Source organism: Phycisphaeraceae bacterium, assembly GCA_019636795.1.
Lineage (GTDB): Bacteria > Planctomycetota > Phycisphaerae > Phycisphaerales > UBA1924 > JAHBWW01.
Genome location: JAHBWW010000002.1, coordinates 169425 through 187163 on the forward strand (window position 1 = coordinate 169425; position 17739 = coordinate 187163).

The following is a 17739-nucleotide window of genomic DNA, read 5'->3' on the forward strand; positions in this document are numbered from 1 at the left end:
CAACACGGGTGCGCCCCGCCTGTGGAAAACAGAGCGCCAGGCTCGAAAGCCAACCCTCACCAAATAAGATCGTAATCCTAACACAAGAATGCGAACAAAGAACGAATAAAATGAGGCAAAGTGTGGTAGATTTCAGCACCACTCGACCTGTCGAATGCGTTCTCACTCATCAGCCCGAGGTAGTCGGGTCTGATTCTCAGGCAATGCACGCAACTGGGACAGCATACGTCTACAGGCTTCATCTTCGGAGTCAAACCATTGCTCTTCGAATCGAACACCTCGCTCAGAGTAATAGATGCACCATCGCCCATCCTCTCATGAACACCTCGCTTCGCAAAAGGGAAGAAAAGGCATGGATCAGTGAAGAAAATCAACCACCGGGGATTGACAGCGGCCTGCTCATAGATGCCACCCGGCCTGGAACGGGAGACTATGCGGTCGAGTTATCCGGCATCAATCATCGAGGATGCCCTTGCGGCAGTCCTTCCCCAAACGGGAAGTTCGGGCATGCCTTACACGTCTCGTCGATTTCCTCCTTCGTCTTCCCCGTCAATCTTGCGACTTCACGAATGCATCCGGCATCCATGAAGCCCAGACGCTCATAGTTGATGTCGAGGCACTTTCCCTCGGCAATATCCCTCTTGTAGAACGGGCAGTACCAAGAGTTGCTTACCTGTTGGTTCACTTCGCGCCTCCAGCACTCTTGAGCAATTCCAAAGTCTTCGGTGTGTGATTAGCGGCACCCCATATTGTCACGGCTTGCCCCTGACTATCCAAGACGACAGCCGCTTCACGCGTCAGTAAGAGCGTGCGCCCGCCACCTTGCGGCACGACGACTGTAGGATTTCTGACGGTATCGAGAATGGCCTGAGGCGACACTCCCCGTTCAATCGCCCGATCGAGTGCATGGTAGGGATTGGCCCCTTGGCTACCTCGGAACCCGCGTATGGCAAGGCCTTCGGTGGGGTTCGCGGAACGTACAACATCCATTGTCGCATTAACAACCCGGCTTCCTCGACCGGCCAATGCGAAGGCTCCTCCCCCAGCGAAAGTGAGCACATTCGCAGCGGCTTGCGGATCTCCCGTCACCAATCCTACCGCCGTGTCACGAACGCCCTCGACCACTGCCGTCGCCACGCTCTTCGAAACCTCACCGACACCGACTTCATTGATCTCATCGGCAAGCGGAGCGACAAAGCGAGATTGGTCTCGAAACTCTGCATCGGAGTGAAGGCCAAGGTTGTAAGCACCGCTGAGCAACACCTCGGCCGCGAGTTGTGAGGCGTCTTCCTTGGCCTTGACCACATTGTCGATCACTCCCACCGCTACGTTCCCCACATACTGGGCTGCGATGCTCGCCCCTTCGCAAACATCACTCCACCACTGCCCAATGCCATACAGCCCAAGCGGATCGACAAACATCCACGGGTTGCCCATCGCGTAGAGGTACAGGCTCATCCCATCCACATAGCCTGCGGGGTCTCGCGTGATCCATCGGCCCATGACCGGGTCGAAGATGCGATGCCGCGCATACCAGTGGCCCAGCGCGCCGAAGTCGGCGATGTAGAGGTAACCCGCGTAGCCAATCGGGTTGGCCGGGCCCGCCGGGTCGCTGATGCCGACGACTGGCTGCTTGCCGTAGTCGGCCGACCACGACCCGACATCGTAGAAATTGATCGAGCCGTCGCGATTGAGATCGACATCGGCCTCGTAGCCAGGATCACCGATCACCTTGCCGCTGAGCGCGCCGATCAGGCTCACATCGTTCGTGTCGACCACGCCGTCGGCGTTGACATCGCCGGGCCGGTGGTGCGTCGGCTCGCCGTACGGGCCGTACCGCACCCGCTCGACCAGCTTGCCGGCGTGATCCAACACAGCCACCATATTGTCAAGAAGACTTTTATCATGCGACGGTTGTGCAAAACACTGCGAGACTATTCCATGAAGGAGCAGAACAAAGACAAGACAGGCTCGATACGCCGTTAGTCTGTTACTTTGAAAGTTCGTCCGAGGGTGGACGACGCAGCCATTTTGATTTATCCACATCTGCTGCGCGAGAGACTTGAAAATCACGACGGGCCTCGAGGAGCGACAGTTCATTTGCGCCGCCTTTATAATTTGGATCATTATACTGCACTTGATCATCTTCCCAGCCGCAAACAGGACAAATCTCAAACGTCCCTGGCGGTTGGTGGTCTAGCGTTAGAAAGTCGCAACATGGGCATGGATATTTTTGTCGCATGGCAATACCTGCGGATTAGTCAAGACACTGACGGTCCCAATAGTTCATCCCATCTTGAGGCCGAAAAAATGTACGAATGGTACCATCCTCGGCCATGACGCCGAATTCATTCGTTTTTCGATTGTAGCGAAGGATATCGCCGTTCGAGCGAGTATGGCCCAAAATATCTCCGCCAATCTCAGCATTCATGAGACTATGCGCCTTGCGATCGTACTTTTTAATAGACATTGAAGACCACTCAGATTTATGTTTTGCAAAGTGAGATTCAAGTTTGTTTGGAGCGAACCCGCGAGCGCGAACAGTAATGTTATTTGCAACTTGGCCTCCCAGGCGGCTAACAGCAGCGCTCGTTCCGGGGCCCCCCACCCCTGCATAGCCGATGGCCCGCAGTCCGTCTCCGATGGCTTCTGCGTCACCCGACATCACGCGACCGCCATAGTCGATCGCCTGCTCGACGGCGCTCGTCTTGACTTGCGCAAAGGTTTCGCTCGGAGCCAGAGGATTCTGCACTTTCTCGATGGCGATTTTGGCTGCCATCGAATCCGCAGAGTTGTCGATCGCTGCCTTGAGATGAACGACACCCTCGGCCGCGTTGATCACGTCATTGGCCACCACGCCGACGCCATGGGCGACAACACCCCCCACAATTCCTAATTTGCTCTGCACGGCCGTTGCTGCGCGATCAATGCCTTGACGGGCTTCCTGTGCGACCGCTGAAGTTATCTGAGCAAACAATTCGGTAACGATCCCGAACAGTCCCATCGGGTCGACGAATGCCCATGGATTGCTTCGTGCGTAGAGGTAGAGGCTCATGCCGTCCACATAGCCTGCGGGGTCTCGCGTGATCCATCGACCCATGACGGGATCGAAGATGCGGTGCCGCGCAAGCCAGTGGCCCATCGCGCCGAAGTCGCTGATGTAAACATAGCCCGCATAGCCGATCGGATTCGCCACTGTCTCGGGATCTGAGATTCCAGTCACCTGGTCTTTCGTCACATCCGCCAGCACGAGCTGCACGTCATAGAAATCAATGATCCCGTCGCGGTTGATGTCCGCGTCAGCCTGGTAGTTTTCATCATCAATCTCGACCCCGCTGCCGCCCAGATCGATCATCACCTGCGCGTCGAAGAAATCGACCACGCCGTCGCCGTTGACATCACCGGGCCGGTGGTGCGTCGGCTCGCCGTACGGGCCGTACCGCACCCGCTCGACCAGCTTGCCCGCATGATCGACGATCGCCACCACGCTGCGCAAATGATCCGTGATGTAATAATAGGTATCTTCGAAGCCGTCATTTTCCGCCGGATCACGGTCGATCCGCCGCATCACCGCATCGTCGATGGCCCGCTTGCCCCAGAACTGCTGAGCCGTCGCGACCAGAACGTCGCTCGCGTTGTACGTCCGCTGCTCGAGCAGCTGCCAGTCCGGCGAATAGAAAAACCGCTCGCGAGACGACAGCGAGCCGCCGGTGTGCTGTTCCGCAATCGTCCGCTGGTGCAGCCCGTTGTAGCGATATTTGGCCAGAACGGCGCTGCCGGAGCCAACACTTCGCACCTCGACGAGCCGGTTCCACGCGTCATAGATCAGTTCGTACTCCGGCCCGGCCGTCACCAGGCCCAGGCTCCCCGCATCATCGTAATAATGCGTCTGCGAGCCCGACGTTAGTTTCTCCGCCTCATTGGCCAGGTTGTGCGTGCGTGTCTGCGTCGTGGTGTTGATCGTGAGGCTGCGCCAGTTGCCCGCCGCGTCGAGCGTCCATTCCTTGGCTTCTTCAGGCGCATTGAGGCCGTCGGCCATCTTCGTCTCGATCAGCCGGTGCAACTCGTCATAGAAGTTTTCGCGGTCTCGTGTCTGCCACGCCGCCCCGGGCCGCGTGTCGGTCTGCCGCAGCAGGTTCCCCGCGCGATCGCGCTCGTAACGTTGCTGATACACCGGCGGGATGTTCGGCAGGTCGCTCGCCCCGGTCGTGAAGTCAACATCGACCCACGACAGCAGCCCCAGCCGCCCGAAGCGGTCCCAGCCCGGGTACACGCCCTCATCCGTCGTCGTGAGCGTGCCGAAGCGCCGCGAGCCGTCGGTGTCGGCCGTCCGGTCCGACTGCACCCCCGCCTCGACCAGGTCCGTGATCGCGACCGTGCCCAGCCCGAGGTGCGTGTACGCGACGAGCAGATCATCATCGTGCTGAGCATCATCGAGCCGCAGCCCGACCACGCGGTCAATCGCATCGTCGGCTCCCGCGCCGTAGTCATGCACCCACCGCGAGCCGTCGGCATACACCACCGCCGAAAGACGATCCGTGTTCTTCGGGCCCGAGGAGGCGTCAAACGTGACCAGCAGGATCAGGATGAGGTGAAGTACGAACATCGTGCGAAAACAGGGCGACATACCGAACAGAAAAACAGGCCAATCAGCGTGCCGGATGGCTCACCATACCGGGTTCGCCACAAGGGTGCCGCACGGGTGCAACACGGGTGCGCCCCGCCTGTGGAAAACAGAGCGCCAGGCTCGAAAGCCGACCCTGACAAATCAATAACGAAATCCTAACACACAGATGCGAACAAGGGCCGATTAAATTGCGAACGGGGAGCAGCAGGACTTTGCGGCTTGTAACACCTTCATCGTCGCCATTCCTTCCCTTGAGAGATCACTGAGCCGCCGGTTCATCTGGTAAAGCTGCCCATGATTCGGCGACAACTTCAAAAGAAACGCCGTCGAGATAAATCATGTAGTGGTGAGTTTCCCATTTGTCCCGCCATTGCGCGTAAGTATCCGCCCGCAATTCCTGAACCCAAAGCGAGTTTTCGACCTCAACCAAAGTATCGTAAGCACCCTCGATATGCCAGGCCGTGCAGCATCGCTCGGCTCTCCATCGCATAGCCAATACGCGGCGAAATTCAATGCCGCTTCGATACTCGACCCCATCTTTGTCGTAACTGAAGCGAATGGCAGGAGACGGTCCTTTCTCATCCCAATATGCGGGAACAATGAAGTCCGTAGAAGGAAGAGCAACAGTGTGCAGAGATTTTTTGGAACTCATGACTATGGCCTCCCTGGCGTGACAGTTGATATGCCTTGGTTGCCAAGGCCATTCCGCTGAAGCTGCCCGGTTAATCTCGCCTCGGCGGCGGCGTTGCCCGTCATGTTTACGGCATTCCACTGCGCCCTTGGAATACCCGCTGCTTGGAGGGCCTGGGCGGATCGAGTGTTTAACATCAGCGTATTGCCATCTCGAATGATGTATTGGACGGAAACATCCGCAGCATTCATTTGCCCAGATCGCAAGGCCGCTGCTACGTCGTCAACCGTACGCCCTGCAAGCGGACCTCTAGGATCGAAAGCCTGGCTGAAAGTCTTCTGTGCAAAGTTGGCATCTGCGAGCGGTCCTCCGTTTGCAGCGGCGCGTGCCGCATCAGCACCAGTCTTCATGATTCTGCGACTATGTTTCATCATTTGCAGTGAGCCACCACCAAACACTGTGGTGGCCGCGTCTCCGAACGCGTTCGGGTCACCGCTGGCCATGCCTGCGACCGTCTGTATGACGCCGTTGAGGGCGGACAGGCCGACCTGCTTCGCAACCTCAACTCCACCGACTTCATTGATCGCGCTTGCCAACGGAGCAATAGTACGTGACTCACGCTGAAATTCCGCATCCGTATGAGCGCCGGCCAGATACGCTCCGCTGAGCATCACTTCGGACACCATCTCCGACGCACCTTCTTTGGCGTCGATAATGTTATGTACAACCCTGCTTCCAGCAGTCCATGTCCACTCTGCAGCTGCGCACACAGCACCCCACACAAACAACCCAAGCGGATCCACAAACATATACGGGTTGCCCATCGCGTACAGATACAAACTCATCCCATCGACATAGCCCGCGGGGTCTCGCGTGATCCATCGACCCATGACGGGATCGAAGATGCGATGCCGCGCATACCAGTGGCCCAGCGAGCCGAAGTCTGCGATGTAAACATACCCTGCATAGCCGATCGGATTCGCCACTGTCTCGGGATCTGAGATTCCAGTCACCGGATCCTTGGTCACATCGGCCAGCGCGATCAGCACGTCGTAGAAATCGATGATCCCGTCGCGGTTGATGTCGGCATCGGCCTGGTATTCCTCGTCGTCGATCTCGATCGCGCCGCCGGAGATGAGATCGATCATGACCTGCGCATCGAAGAAGTCAACCACGCCGTCGCCGTTGACATCGCCGGGCCGGTGGTGCGTCGGCTCGCCGTAGGGCCCATACCGCACCCGCTCGATCAGTTTGCCCGCGTGATCCAACACCGCCACCACGCTGCGCAGGTGGTCCGTGATGTAGTAATACGTGTCTTCGAAGCCGTCATTTTCCGCCGGATCACGGTCGATCCGCCGCATCACCGCATCGTCGATGGCCCGCTTGCCCCAGAACTGCTGAGCGATCGTTGATGGATCGTCATCGTCCTCGGCCGGGTCAGCGTCCGGCTCACTCCACGTCCGCTGCTCGAGCAGCTGCCAGTCGGGCGAATAGAAAAACCGCTCGCGCGAGGCAGAGTCGTTGTCATCAAGCGACTGTGCCATGCATGGTGATGCAAAGCACGCGAGCAGGATCAAGATGAACCGAAGAGTGAAAAACATGGGATGCGAACATAAAGGAAACTCTGGTCTGGCGTGGCAGTAAAAGGCTTATTGCACTTTCAGTCTAGATCTTCTTCTGCCGAACTCTGTGGAGTTGGAAGGCTTGCAAACATCTCCCGCAGTCGCGCGTCAGGACAGTTGTACCGCTCTGCTGCGGCAATCAAGGCTCGCAGCGCTGCACTGCGAAAGAGGTTCTTGAGTTGCTCCAGGTCAGCCCCGATCATCTGTGCGGTCTCGATTTCAATAGCGAGCGGCAGTTCCCCATCTTTTCTGTCGATATGTTGGAAATGAGGCTTGGCTTCAGTCTTCATGCCGAATCGAATTGAAATTCCGATCCATGAAAACGGTGTGTCAACGAAGTAGTTGGTCTGGATCAAGATACGTTCGAGTTCGGTTCGAACTCCGGCGAGGGCTGGCATTAAAGCCTTCGGATGGCGTGCCATCGTCAAGGAAATACCACTAAGTACTAACTTCCGGTCATGCGGTGGTTTCGCAGGTGGTAGTGTACTCATCGGTTGGTCACATTCCCAGGCAATGTGTTCTGCCCGTGGATGCTGCGGAATCGCTCGATCGCGCGTGTTTCATAACTTCGTGCTGAGGCTTTATCCTTAAACACTTTTTGAAGAATTTCTGATGTGTATTCTCCACCCGTCTCTTTTCTAAGTCTTCGAACTTGTTGCTCTGCGCGAATCGACGCTCCATCTCTCACTCGTGTACCTTGTGAACTCTGGCCGATCTTGAATGTGGAACCGTCAGGGCTGGTGGCACCGATCACGCGCATGTGACTCTAGCCGTGCCACCGCTCGCCGGTTCCTCCGGCGATCGGTGCCGGGGGCCGGGGGGCCGGGGCCTTTCAGCCGGAGCGTTTGGCGCGGATCCACGACGGGTGGCAGGCATCAACGGATGCGGTCGGTGCCACCCGCCGGTGGCACTGGGGAGAAGTAGATTGGTGCCACCCCGCCGTGTACGCGACGAGCAGAATCAGAATGAAATGGAGTACATGCATTATACGAACACAAAGGCGTACAGATCGAACATGGAAACGAGCAATCAACATCAGTAACAGCGCCTAACGTTGTAAATCATTTTCTCGCGGAGATTGGAGGATAGCGGTAAGTCGGCCGCCTGCATCAAGAATCCTCGTGGCTTCGGGACTAACTGCATACAACTTTATGTTAGACCACATCTTATGACGAATCGCGGCAACTATCGTCCTGAGAAGGGAAATCGATATCGACGAGTTTGTGCAAGTTCCGATAGTTCCAGCCACAATAGTGCTTTTATAATATTGTCCACCTGGAACCAAGTGAACTGAGTCGGGATTCATCCGCTGGTCCACCACATACCGCGTTCCGCCACGTTTCTGCGGGACTGGCCGAATAGTAAATGAGACGGAAGCATCAGCCATGAGATAATGACAACATGAATTAGTAGAAGATGCACGAGTTGTTCCTAAACAAGGAATCTCTGATGCCGAATTGTATGTCGTCAGATCCGATTTACCCATCATACCGGCCTCGACATAGCGAATTGGGTGATTTGACTCTACGTCAGCCAGCAAATCAAGCAGGTCTGATTGCGTTGTGAATATATCGATCACTTTAGGCACAGACTTTTCTTCCTTACTTAGGTTTCGGGATGAGCAACAGATGGTTGCCAGTCTTGGCACGGATTGCGGCTGCAGCCGCCATCTCTCGTGCAGTTGGCGTCAGGCTGGTGGCACCAATCACGCGCCCGTGTTGCTGGCCGTGCCATGGCTCGCCGGAGGAACCGGTGAGCGGTGGAACGCAGAATGAGGGTTCGGCTAGAATGGAACAAAGTCACACCGACCACTCAAAGCCGTTGTCGGTGGCACGGGCAGCATGCATCAACGGTTGCGGTCGGTGCCACCCGCCGTTACCAGCTGGTGTAGCCCAATTTGCGCAGCTCGAATCGCGCATCGAGTTGACCTTCTCTCGCTGCCTGCTTTATCAGTTCTAGTCCCCGATAATTGCTCTGCTCGACCACCACGCCGCGCATGTACATTATGCCAAGCCAGAACTTCCCGTTTGCCGACCCTTCGCTCGCAGCGGCCTGCCAAAGTCGCACTGCCTCAACGTCGTTCTGTGGCAAACCGTTGCCCTCGTGGTACATTCGGCCCGCGCGATACTGCGCCTCGGCATCTCCGAGGGCGGCCGCACGGAGGAACCACTTGGCAGCAGTACCATAATCGATACCTATTCCACGCCCAGCGGTCAAACAATCCGCGAACTCAAACTGCGCTGGCACATAGCCCTGTTCAGCGGACCGCTCAAACCACTTCACGGCCTCCTTTGGGTTTCGCTTGATACCCCGGCCTTGGGCGTAGATGTATCCCAAACAATATTGGGCCTCTGGCTCACCTTGATCTGCGGCTTTTCGAAACCACCGGAGCGCTTGGGCGTCATTGCGCGAGACGCCGCGCCCATCGGCATACATGTAGCCCAAACGGCATTGGGCGTGACGGTTGCCCTGATCCGCCGACATTCGGTACATCCGAATCGCGAGCAAGGAGTCCTTCGGAACACCGGTTCCGTTCTCGTATAGCATACCCATCATCCTCTGGGCGGGAGCATACCCCTTGTCTACAGCTGGCTGAAGCCACCTGAGCGCCTCAGCGTAGTCGGGTGGGCCATCGACACCATTCATGTAGCATACCGCAATGCCCAGTTGTGCCGCGACGTCATCAAACTGAGCGGCCAGCCTGAGCCAAACCAATCCTTGCTTTATATTCCTCGGTATCGCAGTGCCCATCAAATACTTGCCTCCAAGCTCCGACTGCGCTGCCGTGTCACCATCTTCCGCTTTCGTTAGTAGCGAGAGAATTCTCTCGCGACCTTCCCTGACAGGTATGATCCGTTCTGCGGCACCCATGCGATTTAGCGAAGCCATCAAGTCGGACAAATCCGACCTTGTTCGCCAATCAGGCTCCAGTCGATCGATCGCTTCATACGCCAATGCTGCGTCACGCCCATCTCTCAACAGAACAGACAACGCGCCAAACGCTGGCCACACTCGTAGCGTTTCGTGCCGCGGGTCGCCCATCACGGCGACGAGCGCAGCTCGGGCGTCCGCCAATATTGCACGTATCACGAGGGGCGACTCCTGCTTTCTCGCGTCCTCCGATATGCGCTGGGCCCTGAGCAACGCCTCGTTGATCTGCTCGCTGCGGGTTTCCTCAGAGGTTGCAGTCACGGGATCGCCGCCCACTGGTGGGTCGCTCAGAGCCCGAGCGGCACTGTACCCGGTCAACAAGCGAGCAGGCCTTGCGAGCACTTGCGCGGTCAACGTCCCCGTCACGAGCACAACAATCATCAATAGGCGCGAATAACGCGGATTCACCCGGATCGACGGCGGCACCCTGAAGATGCTTGTTCGTCTCAGTGTCCTCTTGAAAAACATTCACATTCTCCTATCAGCCCGGCAAGGTGGCACCCGATGTCCCCCTTCCCCATGCCACCGAAGTCGGGTCGGCACCTTCGGTGCTCGCCGCGCATCGGCCCATCAGAACGAAAACAGCTAGGCACTTTCTTCGGGCCACTCATCGGCCAGCGTACCGATTCGCCCTCCGCGCGTCAAGCAAGTATCGCGACGGCATATGGCGGCCGGAGGCGGGGGCCTTAGCGCGTGCGCTTGGAGGCGATCCAGGCGGCGAGGCGGGCTTGCGGCCAGGTGTTGATGCACTGCTCGGGCGGCAGGAAGCCGCGACGGGCGGTGAGGACGCCGTAGCGAAGGTTGTCGAACTCGTCGGGGGCGTGGACATCGCAGTCGATGGCGATGAGGGCGCCAGCTTCGGCGGCGAGGCGGACGTGCGTGTCGCGCAGGTCGAGGCGCATCCAGTGGCAGTTAATTTCGAGAGCGACGTTGTGCTGGCGCGCGGCGGCGACGAGTTCGGGCATGGCCGGTTCGAGGCCCGCGCGGCGGTTGATCAGGCGGCCCGTCGGGTGGCCGATGATGTGCACGAGCGGGTGCTCGATCGCGCGGAGCAGGCGGGCGGTGGCGGTCGCGGCGTCCTGGGCGAGCGCGACGTGCGGGCTGGCGACGACCAGATCGAGTTCGGTCAGCACGTCGTCGTCGTAGTCGAGCGAGCCGTCGGCGAGAATATCGACCTCGCTGCCGCAGAGGATCGTGATTTTGCCCTTGAAGCGCTCGCGGGCGGCCTCGATGTCGCGGCGCTGCTCGCGCAGGCGCTCGACGCTGAGCCCGTTCGCCTGCGCGCTCGAGCGGCTGTGATCGGTGACGGCGATGGTGTGAAAGCCGCGCGCGATGGCGCGCTCGATGAGTTGATCGAGGCTCATGTGGCCGTCGGAGGCGGTGGTGTGGGCGTGGAGTTCGGCCTTGATGTCGGCTGGTTCGATGAGGGCGGGAGTGGCGGTCAGTTCAAGTTCGCCGATGTCTTCGCGGATCTCGGGCGGGAGGTACGGCAGGCCGAGGGCCTTGTAGACTTCTTCTTCGCTCGCGCCAGCGACGGGTTTGACATCGCGCTGGTGCGGCGGGGTCGGGTCGTCGTCGTTGGGATAGAGGCCGTATTCGTTGAGGGTGAGCCGCTGGCGCAGGGCGCGCTCGCGCAGGCGGACGTTGTGGTCCTTCGAGCCGGTGAAGTACATCAGCGCAGCGCCCCATGAGGCTTCGGGGACGAGACGGAGATCGACCTGCACCTGGCCGACGGCTTCGCCTTTCCATCGCCCGCCATCGACAAAGAGATGGGCGCGGGCGCTGGTTTTGCTGGCACCCTGGGCGAGGGTTTCGGTGATGGAGGGTTCGGCCAGGAAGTGGGCGCTGGCGGCCTCGGGGTCGGTCGCGACGGCGAGGATGTCGATGTCGCCGATGGTGTCGCGGCCTCGGCGGAGCGAACCGGCGAAGGCGACGCGCGTGACGGCGGGGCAGGACTGCATGTGGGCGATGAAGCGCTCAGCGACGGGCATCGCCAGGCCCAGACTCAGGCGCTGGCTGCTGGTTTTCATGAAGGCGATGGCGCTTGTGATCTTGTCGGCGGTTTTCTGGCCGGTGCGCGGGAGTGTGAGGAACGAGCCGTCGGCCAGGGCGCGTTCGAGGCCGGGCAGGTCGGTGACGCCGAGCTCGTCCCAGAGGAGTTTGACGGTCTTTGGTCCGAGGCCGGGAATGTCGAGGAGCGCGACGAGCGACGCGGGCACGCGCGCGGCCAGATCGTCGTGTTCCTTTATGGTGCCGGTGTTGGACAGTTCGGTGATTTTGGCAGCCATTTTCTTGCCCACGCCGGGGATGGCTTCGAGCGCGGCGTGATCGCTGGCGATGTCTTCGAGTTCGCCGGGGTGCGATTCGAGCGCGCGGGCGGCGCGGGCGTGGGCATTGACGCGAAACTTATCTTCGCCGAGGAGCTCGAGCATCGCGGCGATGCGTTCAAAGAGCGTGGCGGCGTGCTGCTTGAGGCTCATGGGCGATGGTAGTCGGCGGCGTGCTCAGCCAAACTCGTCGACGATCTGCTTTTCGACTGCATCGACGATGGCGGCGCGCTCGGACTCGGGAACGATCAGGAGTGCGGCCAGCCAGCGGCGCGCCAGTTCGGGTGAAGCCGGACGCAGGAGTTCAGTGAGCATCCGGACGTGGTCTGCGGGAGACAGATCCGGCGATGCGGGTGGCTCGCTGGCGGGTCTGGACGACGGGGGGGTCGGGGTTGTCATCGCTGCTCAAGGGTACGTCGGGTGCCCGGGGCGAGTCGGCACTGTGGGCCGAAGCGACACGAAGTCGTGTTTCGAGTGTCTGGCAGTAGGTTTCGAGGCGAGCGACGCGCTCGACGAGAGAAGTGAGCGTGCTGGCCATGGCCGAGTGCAGTTCGCTGGGGTTGGCGTCGCGGAGGGCGGCGGCGCGGAGGTCCGAGACGTGCATCGGCCCGCGACCCGTCAGGAGCCAGTCGGCGTTGATAGCCAGACTCTGGCAGAGCGAGGCGAGGAAGTCGACCGCGGGCGACTGGCCCTGCATGTAGCGTCGGACGGTTTCGGGGTGTGTGCCGGTGAGTTCGCCGAGTGCGCGGTAGGTGCGGGCACCGGCCACAGAACTGAGTCTGTCGTGGAGGGAGGTGGTGGTCATGAGTATTCAGTGTATCGGCATAATTGGGGGTTGTGCGGAGGGTACGGGCAGCCGATGTGGCGGGTTGAGACGGGATAAGCCACAAGATTGAGTGTGCTTGGCGGGGTGCGGCGTGTCCGGCACCATGTGCCGCGCGGGATCGGGCACGAAGTTGTGGCCCAACAGGGGGGAAATTATTTTCTTCAGCGGGCGAAAACGACTGGTTGTGCACGTCGGCGATGGCTTCGAGTTCGGCAGGGGCGCGGTTCGAGAGCGCGGGCGTGGGCATTGCAGGGCTACTGAGGTCGGAGGTACGGGGTGTCCGGGGGCGGCGGGACCGCTAGGCACGGCACGCCCACCGCTCGGAAAGGCACACCGACCGCTCAGAGCCGCGGATCGGTGGCACGGGGAGTGGGTTTTTGGCCCGCAAACGCGGTTTGATGCCCCACGTGCGCTGCTCCATGCGACGTTGTCGAGACCCCTGGACACCACACCCAGACCTTCCACCCGCCGAACCACACGCACCCGACGCGCACGAACTGTGCTGGTGCGACCGCGTGCTCAGCCCACGTCGGCCAGACCCAGACCCAGGCCGTACTTCTTGACCAGGCGCTTGCGGAGCAGCGCGTCGGTGTCGCGGGCCAGCGTGGGCGAGGCGGCCACCCAGTCGCGGGCGTCGCGCTGCGCCTGGGCGAGCAGTTCGAGATCGGTGGCCAGATCGGCCACCTGCAGGGGCATGTCGCCGGATTGGCGGGCACCGATGAGTTCGCCGGGGCCTCGGATCTGAAAGTCGCGTTCGGCCAGAACAAAGCCGTCGGCGGTGGAACAGATCGCGTCGAGACGGGCCAGCGCATCGGGCGTCGCTGGGTCGGCGATGAGGATGCAGTGGGCGGGCTTGTCGCCGCGACCGACGCGCCCGCGGAGCTGGTGGAGCTGGGCCAGGCCGAAGCGGTCGGCGTCTTCGATGACGATGATGGTGGCGTTGGGCACATCCACGCCGACTTCGATGACGGTCGTGGCGACGAGCACGTCGATCGCGCCGGCGCGGAAGCGCGACATCACGGCGTCGCGCTGAGCGCGGTTCATCCGGCCGTGGAGCGTTGCGATGCGGCGTCCGGCCAGAGGCCCGGCAGCCAGGCGCCGCGCGACATCATCGACGCCCGCAGCGTGCTCGCCCTCGATCGAAGGCACCACGACGTAGCCCTGCTCGCCGCGGGCGATGTGCTCGGCAAGGATGGCCTCGGCGTCGGCGCGCTGGGCGGTGCGCAGGTGGCGCGTGGTGATGGGCTGGCGGCCGGGCGGAAGATCGTCGATGATCGAGAGATCAAGATCGCCAAAGAGCGTCATAGCGATGGTGCGCGGGATGGGCGTGGCGGTCATGACGAGGACGTGAGGCGAAGAGGCGGCGTCTTCGCCTTTGGCGCGCAGGGCGGCGCGCTGATGAACGCCGAAGCGGTGCTGCTCGTCGATGACAGCAACAGCCAGAGAAGCAAAGGCGACGGTGTCGGTGAGCAGAGCGTGGGTGCCGATGAGCAGGTCGATCTGGCCGCGGGCGAGGCGGTCGAGCAGGGCGGCGCGCTCGGCGGGAGCAATCGAGCCGGTGAGAAGAGCGCAGCGCACGCGCGAGCCTTCGAGCATGGCCGAGATCGAAGCGTGATGCTGCTCGGCGAGCAGTTCGGTCGGGGCCATGAGAGCGGCCTGATGCCCCGCAGCGACCGCGGCGAGCATGGCGTAGATGGCGACGAAGGTCTTGCCCGAGCCGACATCGCCCTGGATGAGGCGGTTGGTCGGCGTGGTGCGCGCCAGATCGGCGCGGAGTTCGGCAACCACGCGCTCCTGGCCCGGCGTGAGGGAAAGGCGCAGTCGCTGGCGGATGTGCTGGTCAATGGCAGGCGTCACCGCCAGAGCCGGGGCGCACAGCGTGGTGCGCAGGTGCTGTTTCTTGAGATGCACCGCGAGTTGAAGCATGAAGAGTTCGTCATAGGCAAGCCGGCGGCGGGCCTCGGCGATATCCTGCTCGCTCTGCGGGCGGTGCATCATGCGGTAAGCATCGGCAAGCAACGGCAACTCGCGCTGCCTGCCAAACGCGGGCGTGAAGTGATCTTCGATCTGGCTGACAGCATCATCGAGCGCGACATCAATGATGTTTTCGATCTGACGTGAGGTGAGGCCTTCGGTGGCGGGATAGATCGGGCGGAGTCGCTCGCGTCGCTGGGCGGGCTCGTGCTCGTCGAGGATTTCGTAGAGCGGGTGGGCCATCTGAACCATGCCGCCGCGGCGCATGGGCTTGCCCTGCACCCACAATCGCGTGCCTGGGAGGATCGTGTGGGTAAGAAACGGCTGATTGAACCAGACCAGATCGAGTCGGCCGGTGTCGTCGATGAGCACGGCTTCGAAACGTCCCTTGGCACCTCTGCCGGCCACGCGGGTAGCGGTGATGTGTCCTCGGGCCGAAGCCAGGACTCCGGTTTCGAGTTGGGCGATCGCAGATTCGGCGCGTTCGTGCTCGTAGCGGTGCGGCAGATGGGCGATGAGCCTGCCGAGGTTGGTGATGCCGAGTTGAGCCAGGAGTTCGGCGCGCTTGGGCCCGACGCCGGGGAGGAACTGGACGCCGGCGGTCAGCGGACGCGGGCCGGCAGATGGATCGGCCGCGTTCACGTCGGGAGTCCGAGCGGGTTGTTATGAGGCGGCGTGTCATCGCCCGGGGCCCGGCTGCGGGGGTTGGCCGATTCGGGGGCGAGTTCTCGCAGGTAATCCCACGTATAGATGCCCGAAGTGTGCCCATCGGAAAAAGTGAGGCGTATGGCATAGTTGCCGACGAGTTCGGCGTCGGTGGCGACGACGGCATCGCCGACGAATCCGGCGGGGAGAACCGTGAGCGGGTTGGCGTGCATGGTCTTGCGGAGTTCGCGCATGTCGGCCGAGGGTGACATGCGGCGGAGGTAGGCGATGGAGAAGTAGGATGAGGAGCCGTCGTTCCAGAGGATGGAGAGGCCTCGGTCCTTCTGGAGGTCGATGTGTTGTGGTGCGTGCGGGTTCATGGGTCGGATGGAAACGAGGCGCTGGGGCGTGGACGGTCGCTAGCATAGCGTACGCCCCTTCGAGGAAAGACCCTGCATGAACCCGGTTGCTGCGGAACATCCTGCTGACGTGCTTGCCGATGCGATCGCGCACACGCCCGCGTGCGTGGGGATTGATCCGGACGTTGAGCGTCTGCCGCGGCGGGTGCGTGAGGGCTCGGCCGACCATGTGGCACAGATCAGGGAGTTCTGTCTTGGAGCGATTGACGCAGCGGCGGGGGTTGTGAGGATTGTCAAGCCGCAGTCGGCGTGCTTTGAGCGCTTCGGTTCGCGCGGGTTTGGGGTGCTCGAAGAGGTCTGCGGGCGTGCGCGCGAGCGGGGGCTGTGCGTGGTGCTGGATGCCAAGCGTGGGGACATCGGCGTCTCGGCTCGGCATTATGCGGCGTGTGCAGTCGATCTTGGCGCGCAGTGGATCACGGTGAATCCGTATCTGGGGCTGGACACGCTTGAGCCATATCTGGATGCAGGGCTGGGGATCTTCGCGCTGGTGCGGACCTCGAATGCGGGATCGGATGACATTCAGACGGCGCGTGTGGTGTCGGGGGATACGGTGAGCATGATGATCGGGCGGCAGCTGGCCCGGCTTGGTGCGGGTTGGATCGGGCAGCGGGGCCTGAGTGCGGTCGGGGCGGTGGTCGGGGCGACGAAGACCGCGGGCGATGAGGGGGCGGAGTTGCGTGAGGTGATGCGCGATCAGCCGATGCTGATTCCGGGGTTCGGGGCGCAGGGCGGGACGATGGAAGACATCAAGCCTCTGAGGAGAGCGCGCGGCCGGAACCCGGGGGTCGTCGTCAATGCGTCGCGCAGTGTGCTGTATCCTGGCGGAAACGACGAGGACTGGCAGGGAGCGATCCGTCGAGCGGCGGAATCACTCGTGATCGATCTCGTGGGACTTGGGGATTGAGCCATTGGCGGCGTGTCGCCTGGCGGCCTCCTGCCAGTTTTCGGGATCGACGACGGTGTACTCGCCGTGCTCATCGGGTTCGATGATGCCCAGTTCGCAGAGTGCGATGAGGGCGGCTTGTTGTTCGGCCTGTTTCTTGGCCTGGCCCCACGCGGCTTCGAAGCGTCGGCCATTGAGTTCGACCGCGATCTTGAATGCCTTGGCGTGGTCCGGACCCTTCTCGTCGAGGACGCGGTAGTTCGGGGTGCTCTGAGTGGTCTGCTGAGCGTATTGCTGGAGGACGGACTTGTAGTTCTGCTGGTGTCCGCTGCGTGCGGCCCGGCGGACGACGGGTTCGAAAAGTGGAACGAGGAAGTTGCGCGCGACATCGAACCCGCCGTCGATGTGCAGTGCGGCGATCACGGATTCGAGGACGGCGGCGGCGAGGGAGGGTGGCGGCTCGTCGTGCGACTGCATGCCCTTGCCCATTTTGAGCAGTTCGTGGAGGCCGAGCGTGCGGGCGACGCGGGCGCAGGTGCGCCGCGAGACTGCGGAGGACTTGATTTTGGTCATCTCGCCTTCGAGGAGGTCGGGGAAGGTACGAAAGATGATCTCGCAGACGACCTGGCCGAGGATGGCATCGCCGAGAAACTCGAGTCGTTCGTTCGAGGCGAGTCGATGCTCGGAGACTGAGGCGTGTGTGAGAGAGAGTTTGAGGAGCTCTCGATCGGCGAAACGGTGTCCGAGAATGGCCTCGGCCCGGGAGAGAACTTCTTCGTCCATGTGTGCGCCCTTCCGCACAAGCCGCACAAAGACAGGGCTTTGTTCGGACCTGGCCTCAACAGACTTGTAAC

16 protein-coding genes are annotated in these 17739 nt (G+C 61.2%); 1 reads left to right on the forward strand and 15 read right to left on the reverse strand.

The window, feature by feature from the left end; translation table 11 throughout:
- Window positions 1-457: 457 nt before the first annotated feature.
- The 14 genes from KF757_03900 to KF757_03965 all read right to left on the reverse strand — a co-directional run bounded on the left by KF757_03900 (window position 458) and on the right by KF757_03965 (window position 15963).
- The gene (locus tag KF757_03900) at window positions 458-685 is read right to left on the reverse strand and encodes a hypothetical protein (protein ID MBX3322113.1); all 228 of its coding nucleotides are present in this window, start codon (window positions 683-685) and stop codon (window positions 458-460) included.
- Complete coding sequence (locus KF757_03905) at window positions 682-1884, reverse strand: hypothetical protein (protein MBX3322114.1); 1203 nt, start codon at window positions 1882-1884, stop codon at window positions 682-684. Before KF757_03905 ends, KF757_03900 begins: the two co-directional genes overlap by 4 nt.
- A gap of 106 nt (window positions 1885-1990) precedes the next feature.
- Window positions 1991-2242, reverse strand: a complete 252-nt coding sequence (locus KF757_03910) for a hypothetical protein (GenBank protein ID MBX3322115.1) — start codon at window positions 2240-2242, stop codon at window positions 1991-1993.
- Window positions 2243-2257: 15 nt separating this feature from the next.
- Complete coding sequence (locus KF757_03915) at window positions 2258-4606, reverse strand: hypothetical protein (GenBank protein ID MBX3322116.1); 2349 nt, start codon at window positions 4604-4606, stop codon at window positions 2258-2260.
- A gap of 280 nt (window positions 4607-4886) precedes the next feature.
- Window positions 4887-5279: a hypothetical protein gene (locus KF757_03920; GenBank protein MBX3322117.1), complete on the reverse strand. Its 393-nt coding sequence runs from the start codon at window positions 5277-5279 to the stop codon at window positions 4887-4889.
- A gap of 2 nt (window positions 5280-5281) precedes the next feature.
- The gene (locus KF757_03925) at window positions 5282-6802 is read right to left on the reverse strand and encodes a hypothetical protein (protein ID MBX3322118.1); all 1521 of its coding nucleotides are present in this window, start codon (window positions 6800-6802) and stop codon (window positions 5282-5284) included.
- Window positions 6803-6918: 116 nt separating this feature from the next.
- Window positions 6919-7302, reverse strand: a complete 384-nt coding sequence (locus KF757_03930) for an immunity protein 39 (GenBank protein ID MBX3322119.1) — start codon at window positions 7300-7302, stop codon at window positions 6919-6921.
- A gap of 65 nt (window positions 7303-7367) precedes the next feature.
- Window positions 7368-7640 carry a hypothetical protein gene (locus tag KF757_03935; protein MBX3322120.1) on the reverse strand — a complete coding sequence of 91 codons (273 nt, stop codon included), beginning with the start codon at window positions 7638-7640 and terminating at the stop codon, window positions 7368-7370.
- Window positions 7641-8755: 1115 nt separating this feature from the next.
- Window positions 8756-10279 carry a sel1 repeat family protein gene (locus KF757_03940; GenBank protein MBX3322121.1) on the reverse strand — a complete coding sequence of 508 codons (1524 nt, stop codon included), beginning with the start codon at window positions 10277-10279 and terminating at the stop codon, window positions 8756-8758.
- 218 nt (window positions 10280-10497) lie between these two features.
- Window positions 10498-12291, reverse strand: coding sequence for a DNA polymerase/3'-5' exonuclease PolX (gene polX, locus KF757_03945; protein ID MBX3322122.1), 1794 nt, complete (start codon window positions 12289-12291; stop codon window positions 10498-10500).
- A gap of 24 nt (window positions 12292-12315) precedes the next feature.
- Window positions 12316-12453, reverse strand: coding sequence for a hypothetical protein (locus KF757_03950; GenBank protein ID MBX3322123.1), 138 nt, complete (start codon window positions 12451-12453; stop codon window positions 12316-12318).
- Window positions 12443-12943: a helix-turn-helix transcriptional regulator gene (locus KF757_03955; protein MBX3322124.1), complete on the reverse strand. Its 501-nt coding sequence runs from the start codon at window positions 12941-12943 to the stop codon at window positions 12443-12445. The genes KF757_03950 and KF757_03955 overlap by 11 nt, the downstream gene beginning before the upstream one ends.
- A 540-nt stretch (window positions 12944-13483) precedes the next feature.
- Window positions 13484-15580 carry an ATP-dependent DNA helicase RecG gene (gene recG, locus KF757_03960; GenBank protein ID MBX3322125.1) on the reverse strand — a complete coding sequence of 699 codons (2097 nt, stop codon included), beginning with the start codon at window positions 15578-15580 and terminating at the stop codon, window positions 13484-13486.
- Entirely contained in the window at window positions 15577-15963 is a 387-nt protein-coding gene (locus KF757_03965) for a DUF971 domain-containing protein (GenBank protein ID MBX3322126.1), read from the reverse strand. Before KF757_03965 ends, recG begins: the two co-directional genes overlap by 4 nt.
- 76 nt (window positions 15964-16039) lie before the next feature.
- Here KF757_03965 and pyrF point away from each other — a divergent pair, with 76 nt between their 5' ends.
- Complete coding sequence (gene pyrF / locus KF757_03970) at window positions 16040-16906, forward strand: orotidine-5'-phosphate decarboxylase (protein MBX3322127.1); 867 nt, start codon at window positions 16040-16042, stop codon at window positions 16904-16906.
- Here the strand turns inward: pyrF and rnc are convergent.
- Window positions 16871-17668, reverse strand: a complete 798-nt coding sequence (gene rnc / locus KF757_03975) for a ribonuclease III (GenBank protein MBX3322128.1) — start codon at window positions 17666-17668, stop codon at window positions 16871-16873. The two genes, pyrF and rnc, sit on opposite strands and share 36 nt — an antisense overlap.
- Window positions 17669-17739: the final 71 nt, after the last annotated feature.